We start from the raw sequence: 24,054 nt of genomic DNA on the forward strand, positions 1-24,054 counted from the left end.
GCCTATACCGAAGCCACCACCATCAGCCGCCAACCCGGATTAGAAAGGGATTTAGCCCAAACCCTCACTAATCTGGGCGTAGCCTACCGCACCCAAGCCGAACTAGGGAAAGAGCCGGTAGCCAACCTAGAACGGGCGATCGCCAATTATCGAGAAGCACTTTCCTTTCTCAACCCCGCTCTCTTACCTGCTGACACCCTGAGAACTGGGCGCAACTTAGGCAATCTCGGTTTCCAGCAGGGTTGGTGGGACATTGCCATCGAAGGCTACACCGTCGCCGTGGAAGCCGTTGAACAAAGCCGCGCCTGGGCAACCAGTGAAGCCCTTCGCCAAGAGATTGTCCGCGAGTCCATCGGCGTTTATGAAAACCTAATCCAAGCCGCCGTTAACCAAGGCGACCTCTCCCTGGCGCTGCGAACCGTCGAACGTTCCCGCTCCAAACGCCTCGCCGACCTGATCGCTGTGGGCGACCTCTACGCCGATGGGCGCGTTCCCCCAGAGATCCAAGCCTGGTATCAGCAGGTTAAGGATAGCCGTCAGATCCAATCCCAACTCCGTCAAAACCCCCTCGACCAGCCCGGATTCACCCAGAAACCCCAACCCTACCCCATCGGTAACACCCGCGCCAGCTTTGTCACAGAACAACTCTACGCCGCCGAAGCCGCTGAACGTCAAGCCTGGGACGCTCTCTACCGCTTTGATGCCATCACCGCCCAACTTCAGCAACCCCAACCCCAACCCCGACTCGATGAGCTAACGGCGCTGCTTCCATCTCCCCAGACTGCCCTCCTCAGCTTCTACACCACCGCCACCCATACCCACATCTTTGTCCTGCGTCGCCCCTCCCGGGATGGCGGGGAAGGGGTCAACTGCCACACTATTCCCAATCCCCCGGAGTCCGCCAACGACCTGCAAAACTGGCTGATCGTCAACTGGGTTATCCCCTACATTGCGATTAATCAAGCAGAGACCCCCCAATCCCGCCAGCAGCGTCGGGATGAGTGGCACCAAGCTATGGCCACTCGTCTGCAAGAACTGGCAACCCGCCTGCAATTCGACACCCTCATCCAACAGCACCTCCAGGGCATCACTGAGTTAATCCTGATTCCCCACCTGTTCCTGCACCAAATTCCCTTCGACCTTCTACCCACCGCCCAAGGCCAACTACTGGGCGATCGCTTTCGCCTTCAGTTTGTCCCCAGTACGAAAATTCTCGGACTGTGCAAAGAGCGATCGCAACCCACTCCCGACACCCTGGGGATTGTGGAAAACACCACAGAGGATTTGCCCTATACTCCCCTAGAGTGTGAGTGGGTCGCCCAAACCTGGAATGTGCCTCGCCAACGGCGGCTACAGGGGCGCACTGTCACCCCCGACTCTTATCTGCAATTGCTGAAACAAGTGCAGGCTTTGCTCTCCAGCCACCACGCCACCAGCCGCCCCGATGATCCCCTCAACTCCCACCTCGTCCTAGACGGGGAGCAAAAAGTCACCCTCCGGGATTTACTTAGTCCCCTGTGGCGTTTCCCCGAATTGTTGGAAGTGTTTCTCTCCTGTTGTGAAACCGGTCTCAGTTTTGCCACTTCCCGAGATGAAGAGGGAAACCTGCGACGGGAATTACTGGACGAACCCCTCAGCTTAGGTACAGGCTTTCTGCTGGGGGGCGCTCGTGCTGTGATTAGTAGTCATTGGGCGGTGACTGATCTAGCTACGGCGCTGTTTTCGCGGGAGTACCACCGCGCACGGCGGGCCGGAGAGGAACGTTTAACGGCTCTACATCAGGCTCGTCAAGCGTTGCGGGAGACTTGCCAAAAAGACTGGCGGGACCGTTTGACAGCCGATTATCAGCAGGCTTTCCAGACTTGGCGACAAATGCGCCAAACTAAGGATCCCAACGTCAATGCTGCTCAAGCCAATTATCAGAAAATCGGCGAATTGATCAAGTGGCTTGGCAATTTTGCTCCCGACGCAGTGCCTTTTCAGGATTATCGTTACTGGGGGGCGTTCTATTGTCTGGGACTTCCTTAAAATTAGGAATTATTTCCTTGTTGCAAGTAACGCACCACACCTATTGCATGAGCAGAAAACGGGTTTCTCGGAGAAACCCGTTTTCTGTGCGGTATAATTAATTTGCAAGAGTTCTTATCTATAGCCCTATTTTAAAAGGGTTTTACCATTATTCAGCAGACCCTAATTAGGATAAACTCGCCCTTTCCAACCTCCCCCTTGACCGCGCCAATAACGCAGGGCAGAATCAACGGTCATTAAACTATAAAAGAGGGCAATTAGGGGTAAAGTTAAAGCCCGCAGGGGGGATAATTTATATAGTCTTAAAGTCGGGCTATAGGAGAGGGCGATTAGTAATAAGGTGACGGCGCTAATTATGATAATTGATGTTTCTTTTAAGACCAATCCCCAGATTAAACCCAAGGGGGCGGCTAAATAGGTTAAAAACATCCCGAAAATTGTGCCAATTAACCAAAGTGTTGAGTAATTTAGTTGTGTGAAGGCGGTGCGGGCTACCATATTCCAAATGCTGGCTAAATCGGGATAGGGACGGAGACTATAGGTGCTTTCTGTTAATCCTAACCAGATGGAACTCTCGTTATTTTCTGGGTGATTTTGCAGATATTTTTTAACCGCAATCGCCAAAGAACAATCATCAATTAAAGCTTGTTTAAGAATCTCAATACCGCCAATTTTTTCTAGGATATCTCGGCGAATTAAAATGCAACCCCCGGCGGCGGCTGCTATCGGGGAATTAGGATTATTAACTAGGGGAAAAGGATAGAGTTTCTCGAAGAAAAAAACAAAGGCAGGAATAAGAAACTTTTCCCAAAAACTGTCACAGCGTAGCAACACCATCAGGGAAACTAAAGCTTGTTTTTCCTGTACTGCTTTAGTAACTAATTGGGTTAAATTATCTGCTGCGTGGGCAATATCGGCATCGGTGAAGAGAAAATAATCGGGAGCGAATTTCTCGGTAGCCTCTTTTATTCCCTGTTTCATTGCCCATAATTTACCTGTCCATCCTATCTCTAAAGGTTGTCCAGAAATAATAGTTATTTGGTAAGATTTATGATATTTATCGGCAATTTCTTGAGCAACTGTTCCCGTGTCATCACTGCTTTGATCGTCAATTAAAATAATCGAAAATTCTCCTTGATAATCTTGGTTAAAGAGGGAAGTTAAACTGGTAGGTAAAACGTCGGCTTCGTTTCGTGCGGGGATGATTGCCGAGACTTTTGGATAATTTGTTAAGGGAGAAGTGACAGGATTAATTTTTTGGTTAGATAGCCAAAATTGTCCCCTGGCTAAGATTAAATATAACCAAATTATCAGCGATAGAGAAGTAACTAATAATAAGAAAAATGTCATAAGCTAGTCGGCCTTTTGATGAGGGAATGGGGAACAGTTTAAAAAGAGTATCAAATTTAGATGCACAACAGCTTAACCAGTTTGGGGTTTAACAGAGGGCATTTAGGGTAAAATAAAAGCAAGTTAGCAAGATTAGGCGAGGGCGTAAATCATGGATTATGATGTCGTAATTATTGGGGGCGGACCGGCGGGAGGTCACTGTGGTAGATTATTAAGTGAAAAAGGTTATCGTGTTCTTTTGGTGGAACAACATTCTAGTTGGCAAGATAATAATTTTTCTAGTGCCGCTTCTCCCCTAGAAATTTTAGAACAATTCAATCTCCCCGAAACCGTGGTGGCTAGGTTTTGGAAAAATATCGAAATCATCTCCACCAGCATACATCATTTTTGGTCATCACCGCAACCTTTAGGGGTAGTTTTTGATTTTGCCAAATTGCGAGAGTTTTTAGCCGCAGAAGTGCTGCGTTTGGGGGGAGAAGTTCGTTTAGGTTGTCGTTATCTGAAATATCAACAGATGGAGGATCAGCTAACTGTTTTCTTGAAATCAAAAGGCGAGAAAATCGAGACAGTTACTACTCGTTTATTGGTTGATGCCACGGGATACGCTAGAGCAGTTATGTATAAACATAGACGAGAAAAACCTGATTTTCTAAAAGCAGTGGGCATTGAATATTTAATTACTGTGCCAGAAGTAGATTATCAAAAATATCAAGATAATTTAGTGTTTTTTCTAGGTCATAAATGGAGTCCTAAAGGTTATGGCTGGATTTTTCCTATGGATAACCAGCAATTAAAAATAGGAGCGGCTTGGTTAGAGGGAGAACATCCCTATGTTTCTGAAGTTAAGCCTTTAAAAAGTTATATTATCGAGATAATAAAAAACTACATGAAGTTAGATAATTACGATTTACTAGATCAACACGGTTCCATCGTAGAATATTCCTGTGGATTGCAAGATATTTACTATAAACAACCAAATATTATCGCCATAGGTGATGCAGTTTCAACTATCAATGCTTTAGGAGGAGAGGGAATTAGACACGCGATGAAAGGAGCCGAAATTGCTTGTCAATACATGGAGGAATATTTACAGGGAAAATCGAGCAGTTTTGGACTTTATCAACAGCGGATGCAAGAATATTTTCAACCAAAATGGAATTTATCCGATCGCCTCAGTCGCAAAGTTTATTTAGAATATAGTGATGCGCGTATAGATCAAGGAGTATCCTATCTCAAGTATCTTTCCACTCAGGATATAATCGACATTTTATTTTACTACAAATTTGAAAAATACACAAAAGGGTTAGGAGGATTTCTGCTGGGGAAATTACGTCAATGGTGGCACCGAATTTTCCCTAGTCAAAACCCCGGATAAATAGGCTAGGATAAAGCTAAGGAAACAATATTGGTAAAGACCGTGAGTAAGTTTATTCGCTACAGTACAATGATCACCCTGCTGGGTATTTTAGCAGCCTGTAGTGGCAATCCTGCCCTAGAAAATCGTCTGGCTGCCGATCCTAATCTACAAACAAATCCCATACCAGAAAACTCTCCTAATAACCAGCAATTACCCGCAAATTTTCCCGCAGAAATTCCTCGATATAGTCAATCAGAATTATTATCCGTGCAGACAAATCCTGATAATACTGGTGGACAAACCCGTTGGCAATCCAACGATCCCAGCAATGCGATTGAGGCTTTTTATCAACAGGAATTAGTTAATAATAATTGGGAAATTATCACTCCCTTTTCTGGGGAAGGAGTCAATAGTACCCTAACGGCCCGTCGAGATAATTTAGAATTAACTATCACCATAACTGCCACTTCTCCCAATACCGAATATAGCCTCGATTATCGTCCAACGGGAACCCCGATTGCTTCCCCTAGTCCCTCCCCTATTTCTTCCCCGTTACCCAATCTTAATCCCACCAGTTTTAACGATCTCGAATCCTTACCTAATCCCTTAAAAAGCCACATTCAAGACTTAGCTAGATTAGGAGTATTAACAGGCAATAACAATCAGTTTAACCCTAATAATACAATAACGCGCCGAGAATTTGCTCGCTGGTTATTACAGGCTAATAATGCCATTTATGCTAATGTAGCGGGTAAACAAATCCGTTTAGCTACTCCCAATAGTTCCCCAGCTTTTAGTGATGTTAAAAATAACGATCTCGATTATATTTATATTCAAGGATTAGCGGAAGCGGGGTTAATTCCCTCTCCCTTAACGGGAGATAGTAGCTCCCTTTTATTCCGTCCCAATGCTCCTTTAACCCGGGAAGATTTAATCGCGTGGAAAGTGCCATTAGATATCAGAAAAGCTTTACCGAGCGCCAATCTTGATACGATTAAAAATACTTGGGGTTTTCAGGATACTAACAAAATTAACCCGCAGCTGGTGCGCGCTCTTTATGCCGATTTTCAAAATGCCGAACAAGCCAATATTCGGCGAGTTTTTGGTTTTACTACCCTATTTCAGCCAAAAAGACCAGTAACTCGCGCTGAAGCTGCCGCTACTTTATGGTATTTTGGTTTTCAGGGTGATGGTGTTTCCGCTGCCGATGCTTTGCAGGGTCAAGATACGCAACAGAGTGGGGTTAATTGAAATTTGTCCACAAAAATTAAGGGTGTGTTAGGAAAATATAAGCACTCTTTTTGACATTTCTTCATATCTATTCAGAAAAATTAACAGAGGATTCTTGACCCTGCAGCTAGGGGAATATTTTATCCTAAAGATATAACTCTGCTGCAGGGGATTTTCTTGCTGACTTCCGCTGCTATTAAAATTATGACCCATCAAACTCTCAAACTCGCCGGGATGAGTTGCGCTGGTTGTGCTGATTCGATCGAACGGATAATTAAATCTATCCCCGGAGTGATTCAATGTCAAGTTAATTTTGGCATGGAACAGGTGGATGTGGACTATGATCCCAAGCGTACCGATCTTAACACTATTCAAGCAAAAGTTAGGGATGCCGGTTTCCAAGCTACACCGATAACGGAAATTAATCTCGAATCCAGGCCAGAAAAAGAACTTCTCACTAAACTATCGATCGCTATTGTTATTAGTATTATACTTTTTATCGGTTCTTTGCCGATGATGACCGGTTTATCTCTATCTTTTATTCCCCACTGGTTACACGCTCCCTTATTACAATTAATTCTCGCTACTCCCGTCCAATTTTGGTGTGGTCAAAGTTTTTATAAAAATGCGTGGAAAGCCTTTAAAAACCGCGCTGCCACCATGGACACTTTAGTAGTTTTGGGAACCAGTGCCGCCTATTTTTATTCCCTGTTTTTAACCTTCGGGAGCGATTTTATCGAAAAACAGGGGTTTAATTCCCATGTCTATTACGAAGCATCAGCTATCGTCATTACTCTGATTTTACTCGGTCGTTTCCTCGAAAAACGTGCCAGAAAAGAAACGGCCGCCGCTATTAAACAATTAATGGGATTACAGGCAAAAACTGCTAGGGTAATTAGGGAAGAACAGACGCTAGATATACCAATAGAAGAGGTGAAGGTAGGAGATATAATTTTAGTGCGTCCGGGAGAAAAAATTCCCGTCGATGGCATAATTATCCAAGGCAGTTCTAGCATTGATGAATCGATGGTGACAGGGGAAAGTTTACCCGTGCGAAAAACCGTCAATCAACAGGTAATCGGTGCGACAATTAATAAAACCGGTAGCCTACAAATGCAAGCGTTGCGGGTGGGAAAAGATACGGTTTTAGCTCAGATTGTCCGATTAGTGCAAACCGCGCAAGCATCAAAAGCACCTATACAAAGATTAGTCGATCGAGTGACTGCTTATTTTGTGCCGGTGGTGATGATTATTGCCGTAATAACTTTCCTATTTTGGATTCTCCGCACGGGTAATCTCACCCTCGCTTTGATTACAATGGTGGAAGTCCTAATTATCGCTTGTCCCTGTGCGCTAGGATTAGCTACACCCACCTCAATTATGGTGGGAACAGGACAGGGAGCAAAACAGGGAATTTTAATTAAAAATGCCGAAAGTTTAGAATTAGCCCAGGGTATTACTACTATTGTCCTCGATAAAACGGGAACTCTCACCCAGGGGAAACCAACGGTGACGGACTTCTTGACTCGCGAAGGGGTGAGGGATGGACGGGAATTATCGCTGCTGCAGTTAGTCGTATCGGTGGAGAATCATTCTGAACACCCGCTAGGAGAAGCAATAGTTAGATATGGGCAGTTAAACCAGATTAAAACCTTAGAAGTAACCGAATTTGACTCAATAACTGGGTCAGGAGTGCAGGGAAAAGTCGGGTCGGATTTAGTGCAAATCGGTACACAACAATGGTTAGAAAGTCAAGGGATCGAAACAAAAGTTCTTAAAAAAGTCGCCCACGATTGGGAATGGCAGAAAAAAACCGTGGCTTGGATAGCGGTTAACGGGCGTTTAGAGGGGGTGATCGCCATTTCCGACGTTTTAAAACCTTTTTCTTCCTCAGTGGTCGCCAAGCTCAAAAAAATGGGCTTAGAGGTGATGATGATGACGGGGGACAACCTCGAAACCGCAGAAGCGATCGCCAGAGAGTTGGGTATCTGGCGCTTTTTTGCCGCACTCCGTCCCCAAGAAAAAGCCGAAAAAATTGAATATTTGCAGAAAAAAGGGAAAATAGTCGCCATGGTTGGCGATGGTATCAATGATGCGATCGCATTGGCGCAAGCGGACTTAGGTATTGCCATTGGCACGGGGACAGATATAGCGATCGCCGCCAGCGATATAACCTTAATTTCGGGAGATTTACAGGGAATTGTGAGTGCTATTGAGTTAAGTCGGGCAACAATGCGAAATATCAAAGAAAATCTCTTTTTTGCTTTTATTTATAACTTGATTGCCATTCCCATCGCTGCCGGAGTCCTCTATCCTTTTCTGCTCAATCCGATTATTGCCGGTGCTGCCATGGCTTTAAGTTCCCTTTCCGTGGTGACGAATGCCTTGCGATTGCGTCGAGTTCATCCTAGGGTGGGGAGCAGGGTGTAGGGTGTGGGGTGTAGGGTGTGGGGTGTAGGGTGTAGGGTGTGGGGTGTAGGGTGTGGGGTGTAGGGTGTGGGGGTTATTTATTTTCAAGAGCGCGAATCAAAGTTAGCAGGAGTCAGCCTACTGATTCACATTGATTAAGAATAGGATTGACGCTCTGAGGGGAAGCTAGTTCAACTCTTTGAGAGATTAACCAATGAGTCTCCAACTCTTTGAGAGAACCTTGAGCTATGTACAAAAATTGGATGTATTCTCCCCGGGTTTTGCGTCCATACCCCTCGGCAATATTCGCTGCTATTGACACCGAAGCTCGGCGAATCTGTGTTGTCATCCCATAAAGCTCTTCTTTGGGAAAAGTTTTAGTGAGACGATAGCAACTTTCAGCTAAATTTACGGCCTCCTGCCAAACTCTTAAATCTCGGTAAGATTGAATTTTTGAATCCGCCATAGATTTTATCAACTTATCCCTATAGCCTACACTCTACACCCTGTCTCAACCCAAAAGATTGTACTACAATTTCCAGTACCCAGTTTCAATGCAAAGGGGGATAATTTTCGTTAACAATTCTTAAGGAAAAACTAGAAAAATTAGCTGTACGGGGGATGATACCGTAGAAAAGGCAATAGAATAATCATCCTGATATGACTGACTCCCCTGAAATACCTTATTTATTACGCGCTGCCAAAGGAGAAATCTTACCCCGTCCTCCCGTGTGGATGATGAGACAAGCAGGACGTTATATGCAGATTTATCGGGAATTGCGGGATAAATACCCCAGTTTTCGGGAAAGATCGGAAAATGCCGATTTAGCGATCGAAATCTCCCTGCAACCTTGGCGCGCTTTTCAACCAGATGGGGTGATCATGTTCTCCGATATCCTCACTCCCCTGGCGGGAATTGGTATTCCCTTTGATATTATCGAAAGTAAGGGGCCGATTATCGATTCTCCCATTCGTACTCAAGCTCAGGTGGACCAACTTAATCCCCTCGATCCCGATCAGTCTTTACCTTTTATCAAAACGATTTTAAAAACCCTGCGTCAAGAGGTGGGAAATAAATCCACTGTCCTCGGTTTTGTCGGAGCGCCTTGGACTTTAGCAGCCTATGCAGTGGAAGGGAAAGGTTCTAAAAGTTATTCTGTGATTAAAGGGATGGCTTTTTCGGAACCCTCGGTACTGCACCAATTTTTAGATAAATTAGCGGATATGATCGCCACCTATGTCCGTTATCAAATTGATTGTGGGGCGCAAGTGGTACAAATGTTCGATTCTTGGGCGGGTCAATTAACTCCCCAAGATTACGATGTTTTTGCCTTACCCTATCAACAAAAAGTAGTTCGTTTGGTGAAAGAAACCCATCCCGATACACCCTTAATTCTCTACATTAGTGGCAGTGCTGGCGTTTTGGAAAGAATGGGTAAATCGGGGGTTGATATTGTGAGCGTCGATTGGACCGTCGATATGGCGGAAGCGAGACAGCGTTTAGGTAAATCGATGATGGTTCAAGGTAATATCGATCCGGGGGTTTTATTCGGTTCCCAGTCCTTTATTCGCGAGCGGATTCTTGATACTATTCGTAAAGCGGGTAATCAAGGTCATATTCTCAATTTAGGTCATGGTGTTTTGGTGGGAACTCCTGAAGATAACGTGCGTTTCTTCTTTGAAACCGCTAAAGGATTTAGTTATCAATAAAGTTACTCAGGGAACAGGGGAAATGGGGAAATGTGGAAATGGGGGAATGGGGAAATGGGGAAATGGGGGAATTCAACTAAAACCCTAAAACCCTAAAACCCTAAAACCCTAAAACCCCAACACCCTTTTTTACTTTTTACTTTTGACTTTTGACTTTTGACTTTCACACTGTCCCCTAAATTCTGCCGTATCAATTAAAATAATGAAAAAAATATTTCTAACGGGTGTGAGTGGCTGTATTGGGCATTATATCGCTGAGATTTTACTGGAAAATCCCGACTATGAATTATATTTTTTATTGCGTAATCCAGAGAAGTTAAAATTTGCTTACCAAGGGCGATCAAATGTTCATATACTTTTAGGCGATATGGAAAATATTGGGGTATATGCCGATCTTTTAAAAACAATAAATATAGCGGTTTTAATCGCTACCAGTTGGGGAGGAGAGGAGGAAAGTTATCAGATTAATGTGGTAAAAACCCTAGAATTAATTAGTTATTTAGATGCTCAAATCTGCGAGAAAGTCCTCTACTTTTCTACTGCCAGCATTCTCAATCAAAATAACCAACTTTTGCCAGAAGCTGGGGAAATAGGAACTAATTATATCCGCACCAAATATATTTGTTATAGCAAATTTACTGACCTAGAAATTGCCGATAAAATTATCACTTTATACCCCACTTTTGTCTTAGGTGGTGACGAAAATAAACCCTATTCTCATATCTATGGTGGTTTACCGGATGTGTTGAAATATATCGGTTTAGTGCGTTGGTTTCAAGCTGATGGCAGTTTTCATTTTATCCATGCCAAAGATATAGCTCAAGTGGTGAATTATTTAATCGAAAATCCCGCACCAGAAAGCAAAATTGTCCTAGGCAATCAACGCACAACAGCTAACCAAGCAGTGGAGGAAATCTGCACTTATTTAAACAAAAAAATCTACTTTCGCATTCCTTTATCTTTAACCATTGCTAACTTTTTTATCAAAGTTTTTAACTTGCAGATGGAAGCATGGGACCGTTTTGCCATGAATTATCGCCACTTCACCCACATTAAAACCTATACTGCTGCCGATTTTGGTTTAAAAAACTATTGTTCTACCCTCGATGATGTTTTAACTCTGCGAGGAATTCCCCGAAAAAAACCCTAAGTAGAGGGGACGGAAAAATATGTGTAATTAATTCTGTCTGGATACTTACAGCGTTTTCCCTAAAGACGAAGTCTAACCTAATTCCGCAACTGACTTTCCAAAACGAAAACTTCCTACCTCACCATTAAGATAACTGCTATATCGGTGACTCTTAAATTAGTACAAGTATATGAACAACCGCGTGTAAGCATCCCACCGAAAAACTAATGCGCTCCGGGGTTCGGGGGATTCTACCCCCCAAAAACTTGGCTTGAATGATAAAATCAGAAATAATGCCCAACTCTTAACACCAAATAGACTAATCTTGAAATTGTCTAGCATGAAATTGAGCGTAACGACCATTAAGATTTAATAACTCCTCGTGATTACCCACCTCGATAATTTCACCCTTTTCTAAAACTAAAATACGGTTAGCTTTTCTGACAGTTGCTAATCGGTGAGCAATAACAAATACTGTGCGCTCCGTCATAATTCTTTCTAAAGCTTCCTGCACTAAAGCTTCCGATTCCGAATCGAGCGCTGAAGTTGCTTCATCTAAAATTAAAATTCTCGGATTAGATAAAACCGCTCGCGCGATGGCGATTCTTTGTCTTTGTCCACCCGATAAATTAACACCTCTTTCTCCCACATAGGTATAGTAACCCTGGGAAAGTTCACCGATAAATTGATGAGCGTTGGCAATTTTTGCCGCTTTTTCTACCTCTTGCAGATTAAAATCTCCCTGGCCAAAAGCGATATTTTGGGCTATAGTACCAGAAAAGAGAATATTTTCCTGCAAAACTACGCCAATTTGTCGCCGGAGACTTTTTAAAGTCACATCACGAATATCCACCCCATCGATTAAAATCTTGCCGGAAGTGGGGTCATAAAAACGCAATAAAAGATTAACTAAAGTGGTTTTTCCCGCTCCCGATGCTCCCACTAAAGCAATCATTTCGCCAGCGTGTGCAGTAAAACTAATATTTTTTAAAACCTGTCTGTCCTCATTGTAAGAAAAATTTACTTGACAATATTCAACTTCTTTGCTGTGGGGTTGCAGATTGATCGCGTTGGGTTTTTCCGTAATTGTTGGCAGAATAGCTAACAATTCAAAAATCCGATCCATGGAGGCTTGCCCCTGTTTAAATTGATTATAATTACTGGTAATATGGGCGATGGGATCGATTAACATTGCCACCGCTGCCACATAACTAACAAAGTCAATTCCAGTTAAATTCTTTTGGGAAATTTGCCAACCAGCGAGAAAGAATAAAAAGATGACACCGAGAGCTTGTAAGAATCCCACCACGACGTATTGTAAAGCTTTGGTGGATTCTGATAGGTATTGAGCGCGGCGATTTTCCTCCGCTTCTTGAGCAAAAAGCTCGGTTTGATAATCTTCAGCTGCGAAAGCTTGCACCACGCGAATACCGCCAAAAACTTCGGTTAATAACGAAGAAAGGTTAGATATTTTCGCTTGGGCGCGACGAGCATATTGTAATAATTTTTCACCAAAAAATCCCACCAAAACTCCTAACAAAGGGGCGATAATAATGACAGCTATCGTCAATTGCCAGTTAACAATAAACATATAGGCAAAAACGACAATTAACTGTAAGGCTGAGGGAATAAAATCGTGGAAAAATTTGTTAATTACTTCCCCAATGCGATCAATATCTTCCGTTAAACGATAGGATAAATCACCAGTTTTTGCTGTTTCAAAGTAATTTAAGCCGAGGGTTTGCAGATGTGCATAAACTTTTTTTCTTAATTCCAGGGCAATTTTTAAAGAAGCTTTTGCCATCAGGGAATCTTGCCCATACTGAGACATTCCCCGCAGTAAAAAAACCACTGCCCCCACCCCCGAAAGTGTCGCCAATGCCTGCACATTTCCCTCACCGATATATCTGGCCATTTGTCCAGCTAACCAAGCTAAAATCGGCCAAAATACCGTAAATCCGATCGTACAGATGAACGCCAAAATAATTGTTTGGGTTTGGGGACGGAGATAGGGAATGAGGTTCCAATAACTAGAGCGAGATTTCAAAATAATTTAGCGCCTTTAAATATTAAGTATTCCTGCAAAATTAATTTGCTAGTCGAGACAGTTATCAGTTATCAGTTATCAGTTATCAGATTTAAGTTTTAAGTGAGCAGTATTAAATAGAAGTTTCCTACTGTCTTTTCACTGTTTACTGATCACTGTTTACTGATCACTGATTACTGTTTAGGCACTCTTGCACTTTGGCCAGAGGGTTAGTGAGGGGTATAATTAACCTTGCTTAGGTACTGAAGAAAAGGAGATTAACTAAAAAATTTGCCTAAGGGGTTAATTGGGGTGTAGAGACGTTTTTAGTCCACGTCCCTACGATATTTTCCAATAATACAAAGTTATTTTGTGATCAAACCGCCACAGCTTGATGAATGTAGCCTAATTCCGTCAATTTGTTCCAGACTTTGGCGACACTTTCCTCTAAAGTCTCTAAATCAGTGCGGCATTCCACTTCTGGGTTAAAAGGTGGTTCATAGGGATCATCAATTCCCGTAAAAGACTTGATTTCGCCAGCACGCGCTCTTTTGTATAATCCTTTCACATCGCGCTCCTCACAGACGCTTAAGGGAGCATTCACGAAAACTTCAACAAAATTGCCGATTTTTCCCCGTACTTCCTCGCGAATCTCACGATAGGGAGAAATAGCTGAAACTAGGACAATCACACCGTGACGGGTGAGCAAATTAGACACAAAACCAATGCGACGGATATTTTCATCGCGATCCTCTTTACTAAATCCTAAACCTTTGGTGAGGTTCGTCCGTACTATATCGCCATCGAGAACCTCAATTGAATAACCTTCAGCGATTAATTTTGCCTGTAATGCCTCGGTAATCGTGCTTTTCCCCGCACCGCTCAATCCCGTTAACCAAACCGTCACGCCGCGCTGTTTCATAGTAATCATTAATAATACTTAAATCCTGTTTAGCGTACCATATCTCAGGGATCAGTGATCAGGAGTCAGGAGATAGGAGTCAGGAGTCAGGAGTCAGGAGATAGGAGTCAGGAGATAGGAGATAGGAGATTATTTTATTTATTCTCCCCACACCCCACACCCCACACCCCACACCCCACACCCCACACCCCACTTCCCCACTTCCCCACTTCCCCACTTCCCCAAGCTGGTTGAAACAAACAACCTGTCACCACGATCACTGATAATGTATGTTGAGTTGCTGTCTTGAATTAAGGTAATGTTTAAGAAATTCCCCCCTCACACCCCGCTCATTCTTGGACTAGGTTCTGGGGTTGCCCTTTTTACTCTCACCAGTCTCTTTCTCTTTCACCCGAAAATTCTCGCTTGGCTCGATCGCAATAGTGCGTCGCTTCCTAGCCAAGATCCTAACCAACCCTCTGCCGTGGTTGATAGCGCTTCTTTACCACAAACCGAGCGAGATGTCAAGTTAAAAGATGTTGCCGATGCCAACTCGCCCTCTTTAGATCGTAGTCGCGCCCGCTATCTCCTGGCCATGGATTTATTGAGAAAATATGAAGGCGGTCCGGCTTTAAAACAATTAGAAGGCTTAGAAAAACAATATCCTGTCCTCGCTCCCCAGATTCTCCTCAAACAGGGACGCGCCCACGAATTAAGCAATGATAGTGAAAAAGCGCGAGAAATTTGGCAAAAATTAATTAAAACCTATCCCCAATCGCCCGTAGTGGCGGAAGCTTACCACTCTTTGGGCAAATACGACCCCAGTTATCATGAAAAATTGCTCAAGGAATACCCCCGACACCCGCGGACTTTGGCTTTAATTCGCCAACGTCTTCAAGAAAATCCCGATCAATTTCCCCTATGGTTACAGTTAGCCAAGGCTAATCCTTTTGATCCTACCCTCAATCAGGCCCGCGATCGTTTGGTGAAAGACTACGCCAATCAGTTAACTCCGGCGGATTGGGCAATGATTGGGGCGGGTTATTGGCAGTCGGGATTGTACGAAAAAGCCTATAAAGCCTACGCTAAAGCCACTCCTAGCCCCGAACAAGCCTATCGTTACGCCCGCGGGCTACAAATTGCCAAAAAACTGCCAGAAGCTCGCAGCGCTTACCAAAAATTAATTAAAACCTATCCCCAGGCCCCAGAAACCGGTTTGGGATTACTGCGACTCGCCCAAATTTCTCCTAACCGCGATGCCATAGCATATCTCGATCGCATTGTCAAGCAATTTCCCGATCGCGCTCCGGAAGCTTTGGAAGCGAAAGCCAAATTACTCAACTCAACTAATGCCCAGGCCGCTAGTCAAACATGGCAAACTTTATTAAATAAATACCCAAAATCCGACGAAGCCGCCGATTATCGCTGGTTAATGGCCCAAAGAGCCGCTAAATCCGGTGATTACGCCAAGGCGTGGCAGTGGGCGCAGCCAATTGCGGTTAATAATCCCGATAGTCAAATTGCCCCGAAAGCGGCCTTTTGGGTGGGAAAATGGGCGCAAAAACTGGGCAAAAACCAAGAAGCAAAACAAGCTTTTACCTACACTATTTCTCGTCATCCCCATTCCTATTATGCTTGGCGCTCGGCGGTTTTATTAGGTTGGGACGTGGGGGATTTTACCACTGTCCGCTCCTATAATCCTACCACCGTCAAACCCGCCACCCGTAACGATCCCCCCGCCGGTTCGGAAGCTTTCAAGGAATTATATCGAATTGGTGAAGATACGGACGCTTGGAATCTCTTCCAAGCAGAAATTGTTGATCCTTGGAATTTAAGCGTTGACGAACAATTTAACCTCGGTGTCTATAAACTCTCTCGCAATCAAAATTTAGAAGGAATTAACCTGATTTGGCGCTTGCGAGAAAGAGATACCCCAGAGGAAAAGGAAGCCTGGAAAGTCCTGCGACAAAATGATAAATACTGGCACGCTTTATTCCCTTTTCCCTACTACGATAGCATCCTACAATGGTCTAAAGATAGACAATTAAATCCCCTGCTAGTGACAGCTTTAATCCGGCAAGAATCCCGCTTTGAAAAAGAAATTCGTTCTCCTGTGGGGGCAGTGGGATTAATGCAGATTATGCCCGATACGGGTAAATATATCGCGGGTAATACTGGCAATAAAAGTTATTCTTTAACTAATCCCGAAGATAACATTATGATGGGGACATGGTATCTCGATTATACCCACGGCAAATTCGCCGGAAATTCACTTTTTGCCGTGGCTAGTTATAACGCTGGACCTGGGGCAGTTTCCAAATGGAGACAGCGTTTCGATTTTAGCGATCCCGATGAATTTGTCGAGAATATTCCCTTTAGAGAAACTAAGGGTTATATAGAATCAGTGTTTGGTAATTATTGGAATTATCTCCAGATTTATAACCCCGAAATTCAAGAGCAAATGAAGAGAGTTGCTAACCCTTCCTAGTGGATTAATGGGGACGGGTGATTAACTCATTCCCTTAAAGTTATAATTAAATTGAAGATAGATCCCCCCTTAATCCCCCCTTAATAAGGGTGTGCCGATCCCCCCTTAATCCCCCCTTAATAAGGGTGTGCCGATCCCCCCTGCCCCCCTTGATAAGGGGGGTGCCGATAGGCGGGGGGATCCCCCTTAATAAGGGGGGCATCTGACAGTTTTTAACACCTAGCTACTTACTAACTTTTTTCCTAATTATGCAATCATTTAACTGGCAAACCGTCGATCGAGATTCTCCTTTTACTCGCCTAGATTTTCGGACAAAATTAACCATGATGATCGTGGTTACTCTCATCGCTTTTACTTGGGAAAGTCCTCTCGCTGGCGGTTTTCTAACTCTTATTGTCGCTTTAGCTTGTCTCTGGGCGGGGGTAAAATGGTCTTATCTCCTCACTATTTTAAAATTCATGGCTCCCTTTTATCTATTCTTATTAATTACCATGGGATTTTTTAATGTGGAACAGGTAAAAGCTTTAACGGGAAAAACTGAATTAACTCCCTTATTAACTGTCGGTTCTACTAAAATGACTGTGGAGGGAACCCTCTACGGTTTAAATGTTATCTTTAAAACTCTCACGATGGTTTTAATTATTCCCCTCGCTATTTTTACCACTGATATAAATCAGATGATGGTGAGTTTAACTAAAGCCAGAATTCCTTACAAAATAGTCTTTATTTTTTCCTCTACCCTGCGCTTATTTCCTCTCCTAGTAGAAGAATCTCGATCGATTATTTCTGCTCAAAGATTACGAGGATTAGCAATAGAAAAAATGGGTTGGCTGCAAAAAGGAAAAATTTATGCTTCCATCGCTGTACCTTTAATTTTAAACGCTATGGCTAAATCGCAAAAACTAGAGGTAGTTTTACAAGCTAAGGCTTTCTCTGGTGATCCTGATCGCACATTTTTACAGGAATCAATCTTAACCAATAAAGACTATTTATTAATTATTGGCTTTCTATTTTTATTGGTTTTGGCAATTATTCTTTATGTAAAATTCGGGGTGGGAAAATTTGCCTGGCTGTTTTAAAATTAATCCCTATTGTATAGCTCGATCGATCTGGGTATATAAAGCTTCTAAATCTCCAGAATTGTCCAAAACAATATCAGCTAAGGCAATTTTTTCGGCTAAAGGCATTTGATTATTAATCCGAGCGATCGCTTGTTCTCTAGTTAAGTTATTTCTAGTCATTAAGCGTTGAATTTGTTGATCGAAACTGCAAGAAACCACCCAAATCTCTGTGACTAAATAGGTTAATTTAGCTTCCAATAATAAAGGAATAGAACAAACAACTATCGGGACTTCTAACTGCTCTAAATGCCGCTTAAAACATTCTCTAACGTAGGGATGAATCTGACTTTCTAACCAGATTTTTTCCTCGGGATTATTAAAAATAATCTCTCCTAACTGTTGGCGATTAAGGGAATTATCCTCAGTTTTAACTTTTCTGCCATAACGCACAAAAATTCTCTCTAAAATTGCCGAACCTTTTTCCACTGCTTCCCGGGCATAAATATCCGCATCAAGGACGGGAATTTTGTAGATATTTTCTAAATAATTAGAAACCGTAGATTTACCACAAGCTATTCCCCCTGTTAACCCGATAATTCTTCTCGACATAAATTATTAAATTGCTAATCTCAATTAAGGTGCGTTACGCGCTCGCTAACACACCCTAAAGTTATAAACTCTCTATCTGTTGTAAAACTCTTGCTTGTACTTTTTGATAGGCAGTTTCCACATCTCCTAAATCGCGACGAAAACGATCCTTATCGAGAATGCGCGCTTGGGCATCCTCTTGGGTTTTATCCCAGAGACGACAGGTATCGGGGCTAATTTCATCACCTAGATAAATTTTGCCCGTTTTATCAACTCCAAATTCTAACTTGAAATCGACGAGAATAATCTGGCACTTATCGAAAAATTCTTGCAGATATTGATTGATTTGCAGGGCTAAATCTCGTAACTGATTGACTTGCTCCTCGCTGGCAATATCGATCACTTTTATGCGATCGGGCGTTAACAAAGGATCGCCCAAAGCGTCATCCTTGAGGTAAAATTCTACAAGCGGAAAAGGTAAAACTTTCCCCTCCTTTAATCCCGTTTGCTTGCACAAACTCCCGGCGGCGATATTTCTGACTACTACCTCCAAGGGAATGATTTTAATCGCCTTGACGCGCATTTCCCTAGAACTAGGGCGATCAATATAATGGGTAGGTATTCCTAGGGATTCTAACCATTGAAATAGGGCAGTGGAGACAGTACAGTTAATTTCCCCTTTGCCGACAATTTGCCCGCGTTTTTGGGCATTAAAAGCCGTGGCATCGTCTTTGTAATAAGTGAGGAGAATATCGGGATCATCGGTTTGATAGAGAATTTTGGCCTTACCTTCATAGAGTTTTTCCATAGTTATCATCCTCGGCAATTGATAAACAAAAATTGATGGTTAATCAGATAGCGGCAGCAGTAAATTTTGGCGATCAACCTAGACAAAAAATTTATATCATCGGGGAGATGATTGTTGAAAAAAATAATGTATAATTGCTGCTTAAAGATAACTGTCAACATTTTGCGACCGAACCTTAACCCATAGCCAAAAAGTGTCACGATTTAAGTGTCAATTTTTGGCGAATCAGCCAAGTTTCTACTTAAATCCTCAATGATAGCCAACAACTGATATTATCTCCCATTACCATTACCGAAAAATCTAAAGAAATTCCGCAAAATTACCCGCCGTTGCCCTATGAACCAGAATCCTCCTAACGATGATAACCCAAATCTCCCCGATCGCCGCAAGGAGGATTTTCTCTATCCTCGCGCCCCCTACTATGGGGAATTTAAGCCAGAAAACTTGCTATTTAACGCCAATTTACAGGAATTTGCCCAAAAAGTCAGTTTTATTTGTAATCTGGAAACGGGGGGCAAAATCAGTTCTCTAGAAGCCTATCAAAAAATTAAAGCCCTCTGGAAAGACTTAAAACAGAGCAAAAAAGGCCTAGGCATTGGGGAAAATCCCTTTCAAAAAGATGATGATACCTAAAGGATAATCAGGAAAAATCGGGTGCATCTCAATTTTGTAGAAATATCTATATTACAGGGCGCACGCGGTGCGCCCCTACTATTGGCGCAATAATATTATTGTAGGGGCGAATTGCATTCGCCCTCTTTGAATAACTGCTGCTGCTCACCATAAGTGAGAGAAAGTCACAAATATCAGATGCACCCGAAAAATCTCCTGGGTTGATCAAAAATACTGGGACAGAAATATTTTCTGTCCCCATAGAATTAGATGAGCAAACGCTTAAAAATTACCGTGATTTTGGATGGCATTTTCTAATTTTGCCACCACTTCCTCGACGCTAATTACTCCTAAATCGCCCGTGGCACGGGTGCGAATACTTAAACTATTACTTTCCATTTCCTTTGCCCCCACCACTGCCATCACAGGGATTTTTTCAGTTTCAGCATTGCGAATCATTTTAGCCAAACGTTCGCCACTGGTATCGGTTTCGGCGCGAATTCCTAACAACTGCATTTTCGCTGTCACCTCTTTAGCGTAATCCAATTGAGTATCACTAACCGGTAATAATCGTATCTGGACAGGAGCTAACCAAAGAGGAAAATCGCCTGCGTATTCTTCGATTAAAATACCAATTAAACGTTCCAAAGAACCAAAGGGGGCGCGATGAATCATCACCGGACGTTTACGATTACCATCTTCGGCAACATATTCTAGTTCAAAACGTTCGGGTAAATTATAATCTACCTGTACCGTTCCTAACTGCCATTCTCTTTCGAGGGCATCTTGGAAAATAAAGTCTAATTTTGGACCGTAAAAAGCCGCTTCTCCAGGAGCCTCAAAATAATCCATCCCCAAAGTTTGCACCGCTTTTCTAATCGCTGATTGTGCCTTTTCCCAAGCGTCATCGGAACCGATATACTTATCCGATTCGGGGTCACGAAAACTCAATCGCGCCTTAAAATTCTTTAATTGTAAACTCTTAAACACCGTCAAAATTAAATCAACAACGCTTAAAAATTCCTTGTCTAATTGTTCGGGAGTGACAAACAAATGGGAATCATCGACGGTAAAACCGCGAACTCTAGTTAATCCTCCCAATTCTCCCGATTGTTCGTAACGATAAACTGTCCCGAATTCTGCCAAACGCATCGGCAATTCCCGATAGGATCTCAAATCACTTTTATAGATTTGAATATGAAAAGGACAGTTCATCGGTTTGAGGACAAATCCTATTTCTTTACCAGCAGATTCCTCATCGTCTGCCATCATGGGAAACATATCTTCTTTGTACTTTTGCCAGTGACCAGAAATTTTAAACAAATCGACGCGAGCAATATGGGGAGTAACTACGGGTAAATAACCGCGTTTTAACTGTTCTTTTTTCAGAAAATCTTCTAACAAAGAACGAATTAAAGTTCCTTTGGGTGTCCATAAAGGCAATCCAGGACCGACAGAATCAGAGAAAATAAATAAACCTAATTCTTTGCCTAATTTCCGATGGTCACGTTTTAGTGCTTCTTCCTTGCGGCGCTTGTATTCGGCTAATTGTTGGGGATTTTCCCAAGCTGTGCCGTAAATGCGCTGTAATTGGGCTTTATTCTCATCCCCGCGCCAATAAGCACCCGCTACCGTCTCTAATTCGATCGCCTTCGGGTCTAGTTCACTTGTATTGCTTAGGTGCGGACCGGCGCACAAATCCCACCAAGCGTCACCAAGATGATAGAGGGTGATGGGTTCTTGAATTCCCGCCAGAATTTCCAGCTTATAGGCTTCATTAATCGCTTTAATGCGCTTTTCCGCCTCTTCCCGAGAAACTTGCTCGCGAATCACTGGCAGTTTTTTATTGATAATTTTGACCATCTCTTTTTTGATTTCCTTGAGATCCTTATCGGTAAAAGGTTCTGGCACATCAAAATCGTAGTAGAATCCAGTTTCAGTCCAAGGCCCGATAGTAACTTGGGCTTTCGGGAATAATTTCTGCACCGCCATGGCCATCACATGGGAGGTGGTGTGACGAATGCGCTTGAGGTGGTCGGATTCGCTGGTTTTCGGGAGTTTAATCGGGGCTTGGTTATCCATGTCTTTTGAATTTACACCTTCTCTATTCTCTATTTTAATAGTAAAAGGAGTCTTTAGTCAGGAAAAAAATCAGGATAGATATCAATGCCATTTCCCCTCATCTCTAACCTCTAACCCCTCATCTCTATTTCTCGATGAAAAAACTAATTTTATCCTGTTTATTTTTGGGATTGGTTGCTTGTAATCCTTCGGTTAATACCACCGATAACCAAAAACCCAAGGTAATCTCCACTAGCACAATTATCGCCGATTTAACCGCACGAGTAGGCGGTGAAGAAATTGACCATCAAGACATTTTAAAACCAGGGGATGATCCCCACGTTTATGAACCAGTTCCCGCCGATAGTGTGGCTTTAGAAAAAGCCGATTTAATTCTCTATAACGGTTATAATCTCGAACCGGGGTTAATTAAAATGATCAATTCTACGGGAATTAAAGCTAAAAAAGTGGCTGTGGGAGAAGCAATCAAGCCTTTACAATTGGAAAAAGAGGGGCAGAAAGTCCCCGATCCCCACGTTTGGGGTTCGGCTAAAAATGGTATAATCATGGTGGAAAAAATCCGAGATCAATTGATTGAATTAAGTCCCGAAGATAAAGAAATTTTTACCCAAAATGCCGCCCAATTAATCGCAGAATTAGAAAATCTTGATATCTGGATTACTGCGGCTATTGAAACTATCCCCCCTTCCCAAAGACAATTAGTCACCACTCATGACGCTTTTCAGTATTATGCTCATGCCTATGGTTTAAAAGTAGCGGGAACTTTAATTGGCATTAGTACCGAAGAACAACCAAGCGCCCAAACGGTGAAAAACTTAGCCGATGCTATTAAAAATCTCCAGGTTCCTGCTATCTTTGCCGAGACGACTATTAACCCCACTTTAATTACCACTGTAGCCGAAGAAGCGGGGGTAAAATTAGCACCACAACAATTATATTCTGATTCGATCGGCGCGGTGGGTACTAGGGGGGATAGTTATGTAAAAATGCTGAAAGAAAATACTCGATCGATCGTGGAATCTTTAGGGGGAAAAGTACCCGAATAAAAATAAATAATTGGGGGAAGTGGGGAAGTGGGGTAGTGGGGAATTTAGGTGATGGGGGTGCGTTACCCTAGGCTAACACCCCCACGGGGTTTATTTGCCGAATCCTTTACCGCGATTGACAGCAGGTAAACTGAGACAATTGTTAATCTGTTCTTTTAGGGTGTCATGATCAAGATTTTGACCGATAAGAACTAGCTGATTTTTGGGAGTACCTTTCCATTCGTCATCTTCGAGAGTGAAACGCTTACCACTGAGGTGGAAAATATGACGTTTAGGACTTTCATCAAACCAGAGAATACCCTTAGCGCGGAAAACGCTTTCCGGTAACTGATTATCGAGGAAATATTGGAACTTCCGAATCGAAAAAGGTTGGTCACTAGCAAAGGAAATAGAAGTAAATCCATCCACCTCTAAATGATTGGAATGGTCGTGATGATCATGATCGTGATCATGGTCGTGATCATGATCACGATCATGATCGCAATGGTCGTGATCGTGGTCGTGGTGATGATGGTCGTGGTGTTCTTCTTCTGTGTCGAAATATTTATCCGATTCAAATAGTCCGACGCTGAGAATTAAGGGTAAAGGGACTTGACTTTTGCTAGTACGAAGAATTCTCGCTCCTTCCTTCATGTCCCGGATTCTTATTTCTAAAGAATCCACATCCCCTTCATCCACTAGATCGGTTTTATTGAGAACAATAATATCACCGTAGGTGATTTGACTTAAGGCCGCTTGCGAGTTGAATAAATCGAGACTGAAATTGGCACAATCCACCATAGTGACAATAGAATCTAAACGGGTCATTTCCCGTAATTCTGTCCCTAAAAAGGTTAAAGCTACCGGTAAAGGATCGGCTAATCCCGTGGTTTCTACGACTAAATAATCGATTTTTTCGGGACGTTCGAGAACTTTATAAACCGCTTGAATTAAATCCTCGTTAATCGTGCAGCAAATACAGCCATTATTTAATTCTACCATGCTGTCATCACTACTGATAATCAGTTCGTTATCGATACCGATTTCACCGAATTCATTGACAAGAACAGCAGTTTTTAATCCCTGTTGATTGCTGAGAATATGATTGAGAAGAGTAGTTTTACCACTACCAAGAAACCCAGTAATAATTGTTACCGGTAGCCCTTTTTTTGGCACTGACATCGTGTTAATAGCTTGTGATTCGACGGTTTGCATAATAATTTGGGGGTGAGTATTCTGTCACTAAAAAG

Annotated in this window: 20 protein-coding genes; 11 read left to right on the forward strand and 9 right to left on the reverse strand. The window is 42.8% G+C overall.

Annotated elements, in window-relative coordinates; all coding sequences use genetic code 11:
* A partial coding sequence (locus tag IM485_RS16865; RefSeq protein WP_287744475.1) for a CHAT domain-containing protein occupies positions 1-2,028 on the forward strand: 2,028 nt, incomplete at its 5' end.
* Between the two features lie 162 nt (positions 2,029-2,190).
* On the opposite strand, the gene IM485_RS16870 is transcribed toward IM485_RS16865, so the two are convergent.
* On the reverse strand, positions 2,191-3,378 hold the full coding sequence (locus tag IM485_RS16870; protein ID WP_287744477.1) for a glycosyltransferase: 1,188 nt from the start codon (positions 3,376-3,378) through the stop codon (positions 2,191-2,193).
* 151 nt (positions 3,379-3,529) lie between these two features.
* Between IM485_RS16870 and IM485_RS16875 the strand changes: the two genes are divergently transcribed.
* From IM485_RS16875 to IM485_RS16885, 3 genes are all read left to right on the forward strand, one after another.
* Positions 3,530-4,753, forward strand: a complete 1,224-nt coding sequence (locus IM485_RS16875) for an NAD(P)/FAD-dependent oxidoreductase (protein WP_287744479.1) — start codon at positions 3,530-3,532, stop codon at positions 4,751-4,753.
* A 30-nt stretch (positions 4,754-4,783) separates the two neighbouring features.
* Complete coding sequence (locus IM485_RS16880; protein WP_104395840.1) at positions 4,784-5,986, forward strand: S-layer homology domain-containing protein; 1,203 nt, start codon at positions 4,784-4,786, stop codon at positions 5,984-5,986.
* A gap of 183 nt (positions 5,987-6,169) precedes the next feature.
* Positions 6,170-8,395: a heavy metal translocating P-type ATPase gene (locus IM485_RS16885; RefSeq protein ID WP_287744503.1), complete on the forward strand. Its 2,226-nt coding sequence runs from the start codon at positions 6,170-6,172 to the stop codon at positions 8,393-8,395.
* Here IM485_RS16885 and IM485_RS16890 read toward each other — a convergent pair.
* Entirely contained in the window at positions 8,321-8,482 is a 162-nt protein-coding gene (locus IM485_RS16890) for a hypothetical protein (protein WP_287744504.1), read from the reverse strand. The two genes, IM485_RS16885 and IM485_RS16890, sit on opposite strands and share 75 nt — an antisense overlap.
* A gap of 25 nt (positions 8,483-8,507) precedes the next feature.
* Positions 8,508-8,840 carry a four helix bundle protein gene (locus IM485_RS16895; protein ID WP_104395842.1) on the reverse strand — a complete coding sequence of 111 codons (333 nt, stop codon included), beginning with the start codon at positions 8,838-8,840 and terminating at the stop codon, positions 8,508-8,510.
* A 194-nt stretch (positions 8,841-9,034) separates the two neighbouring features.
* Here IM485_RS16895 and hemE point away from each other — a divergent pair, with 194 nt between their 5' ends.
* Together hemE and IM485_RS16905 are read left to right on the forward strand one after the other, a co-directional pair.
* Entirely contained in the window at positions 9,035-10,084 is a 1,050-nt protein-coding gene (gene hemE, locus IM485_RS16900) for a uroporphyrinogen decarboxylase (protein ID WP_194018434.1), read from the forward strand.
* A 202-nt stretch (positions 10,085-10,286) separates the two neighbouring features.
* Positions 10,287-11,234 carry an NAD-dependent epimerase/dehydratase family protein gene (locus tag IM485_RS16905; RefSeq protein WP_104395844.1) on the forward strand — a complete coding sequence of 316 codons (948 nt, stop codon included), beginning with the start codon at positions 10,287-10,289 and terminating at the stop codon, positions 11,232-11,234.
* Between the two features lie 298 nt (positions 11,235-11,532).
* Here the strand turns inward: IM485_RS16905 and IM485_RS16910 are convergent, their stop codons facing one another.
* Together IM485_RS16910 and cysC are read right to left on the reverse strand one after the other, a co-directional pair.
* Positions 11,533-13,260, reverse strand: a complete 1,728-nt coding sequence (locus IM485_RS16910; RefSeq protein ID WP_194018081.1) for an ABC transporter ATP-binding protein — start codon at positions 13,258-13,260, stop codon at positions 11,533-11,535.
* 355 nt (positions 13,261-13,615) lie between these two features.
* Positions 13,616-14,161, reverse strand: a complete 546-nt coding sequence (gene cysC, locus IM485_RS16915) for an adenylyl-sulfate kinase (protein ID WP_104395846.1) — start codon at positions 14,159-14,161, stop codon at positions 13,616-13,618.
* A 54-nt stretch (positions 14,162-14,215) separates the two neighbouring features.
* Between cysC and IM485_RS16920 the strand changes: the two genes are divergently transcribed.
* From IM485_RS16920 to IM485_RS16930, 3 genes are all read left to right on the forward strand, one after another.
* Complete coding sequence (locus IM485_RS16920) at positions 14,216-14,395, forward strand: hypothetical protein (protein ID WP_287744508.1); 180 nt, start codon at positions 14,216-14,218, stop codon at positions 14,393-14,395.
* 64 nt (positions 14,396-14,459) lie between these two features.
* Positions 14,460-16,628, forward strand: coding sequence for a lytic transglycosylase domain-containing protein (locus IM485_RS16925; RefSeq protein WP_104395847.1), 2,169 nt, complete (start codon positions 14,460-14,462; stop codon positions 16,626-16,628).
* Between the two features lie 248 nt (positions 16,629-16,876).
* Positions 16,877-17,707 carry an energy-coupling factor transporter transmembrane component T family protein gene (locus tag IM485_RS16930; protein ID WP_194015133.1) on the forward strand — a complete coding sequence of 277 codons (831 nt, stop codon included), beginning with the start codon at positions 16,877-16,879 and terminating at the stop codon, positions 17,705-17,707.
* A 9-nt stretch (positions 17,708-17,716) separates the two neighbouring features.
* Here IM485_RS16930 and coaE read toward each other — a convergent pair whose 3' ends face one another.
* Positions 17,717-18,298, reverse strand: coding sequence for a dephospho-CoA kinase (gene coaE, locus IM485_RS16935; RefSeq protein WP_287744510.1), 582 nt, complete (start codon positions 18,296-18,298; stop codon positions 17,717-17,719).
* A gap of 61 nt (positions 18,299-18,359) precedes the next feature.
* On the reverse strand, positions 18,360-19,085 hold the full coding sequence (gene purC / locus IM485_RS16940; protein WP_287670111.1) for a phosphoribosylaminoimidazolesuccinocarboxamide synthase: 726 nt from the start codon (positions 19,083-19,085) through the stop codon (positions 18,360-18,362).
* A gap of 336 nt (positions 19,086-19,421) precedes the next feature.
* Here purC and IM485_RS16945 point away from each other — a divergent pair, with 336 nt between their 5' ends.
* Entirely contained in the window at positions 19,422-19,718 is a 297-nt protein-coding gene (locus tag IM485_RS16945; protein WP_002743720.1) for a DUF7219 family protein, read from the forward strand.
* Between the two features lie 261 nt (positions 19,719-19,979).
* Here IM485_RS16945 and thrS read toward each other — a convergent pair whose 3' ends face one another.
* The gene (gene thrS / locus IM485_RS16950) at positions 19,980-21,779 is read right to left on the reverse strand and encodes a threonine--tRNA ligase (protein WP_287744513.1); all 1,800 of its coding nucleotides are present in this window, start codon (positions 21,777-21,779) and stop codon (positions 19,980-19,982) included.
* A 134-nt stretch (positions 21,780-21,913) separates the two neighbouring features.
* Between thrS and IM485_RS16955 the strand changes: the two genes are divergently transcribed.
* On the forward strand, positions 21,914-22,825 hold the full coding sequence (locus IM485_RS16955; RefSeq protein ID WP_110580083.1) for a metal ABC transporter solute-binding protein, Zn/Mn family: 912 nt from the start codon (positions 21,914-21,916) through the stop codon (positions 22,823-22,825).
* 90 nt (positions 22,826-22,915) lie between these two features.
* On the opposite strand, the gene IM485_RS16960 is transcribed toward IM485_RS16955, so the two are convergent.
* Positions 22,916-24,019, reverse strand: a complete 1,104-nt coding sequence (locus tag IM485_RS16960) for a CobW family GTP-binding protein (protein ID WP_104395852.1) — start codon at positions 24,017-24,019, stop codon at positions 22,916-22,918.
* Positions 24,020-24,054 lie beyond the last annotated feature (35 nt).

It is taken from the genome of Microcystis sp. M169S2, assembly GCF_020245865.1.
Classification (GTDB): Bacteria; Cyanobacteriota; Cyanobacteriia; order Cyanobacteriales; family Microcystaceae; genus Microcystis; species Microcystis ichthyoblabe_A.

What these genes read in the sequence shown, in the direction of transcription:
- IM485_RS16895 (WP_104395842.1), bottom strand. Translation starts at nt 8,840, where the DNA reads ATGGCGGATTCAAAAATTCAATCTTACCGAGATTTAAGAGTTTGGCAG.
- IM485_RS16870 (WP_287744477.1), bottom strand. Translation starts at nt 3,378, where the DNA reads ATGACATTTTTCTTATTATTAGTTACTTCTCTATCGCTGATAATTTGG.
- IM485_RS16945 (WP_002743720.1), top strand. Translation starts at nt 19,422, where the DNA reads ATGAACCAGAATCCTCCTAACGATGATAACCCAAATCTCCCCGATCGC.
- IM485_RS16930 (WP_194015133.1), top strand. Translation starts at nt 16,877, where the DNA reads ATGCAATCATTTAACTGGCAAACCGTCGATCGAGATTCTCCTTTTACT.
- IM485_RS16875 (WP_287744479.1), top strand. Translation starts at nt 3,530, where the DNA reads ATGGATTATGATGTCGTAATTATTGGGGGCGGACCGGCGGGAGGTCAC.
- cysC (WP_104395846.1), bottom strand. Translation starts at nt 14,161, where the DNA reads ATGAAACAGCGCGGCGTGACGGTTTGGTTAACGGGATTGAGCGGTGCG.
- IM485_RS16955 (WP_110580083.1), top strand. Translation starts at nt 21,914, where the DNA reads ATGAAAAAACTAATTTTATCCTGTTTATTTTTGGGATTGGTTGCTTGT.
- hemE (WP_194018434.1), top strand. Translation starts at nt 9,035, where the DNA reads ATGACTGACTCCCCTGAAATACCTTATTTATTACGCGCTGCCAAAGGA.
- IM485_RS16960 (WP_104395852.1), bottom strand. Translation starts at nt 24,019, where the DNA reads ATGCAAACCGTCGAATCACAAGCTATTAACACGATGTCAGTGCCAAAA.
- IM485_RS16925 (WP_104395847.1), top strand. Translation starts at nt 14,460, where the DNA reads ATGTTTAAGAAATTCCCCCCTCACACCCCGCTCATTCTTGGACTAGGT.
- purC (WP_287670111.1), bottom strand. Translation starts at nt 19,085, where the DNA reads ATGGAAAAACTCTATGAAGGTAAGGCCAAAATTCTCTATCAAACCGAT.
- IM485_RS16885 (WP_287744503.1), top strand. Translation starts at nt 6,170, where the DNA reads ATGACCCATCAAACTCTCAAACTCGCCGGGATGAGTTGCGCTGGTTGT.
- IM485_RS16905 (WP_104395844.1), top strand. Translation starts at nt 10,287, where the DNA reads ATGAAAAAAATATTTCTAACGGGTGTGAGTGGCTGTATTGGGCATTAT.
- thrS (WP_287744513.1), bottom strand. Translation starts at nt 21,779, where the DNA reads ATGGATAACCAAGCCCCGATTAAACTCCCGAAAACCAGCGAATCCGAC.
- coaE (WP_287744510.1), bottom strand. Translation starts at nt 18,298, where the DNA reads ATGTCGAGAAGAATTATCGGGTTAACAGGGGGAATAGCTTGTGGTAAA.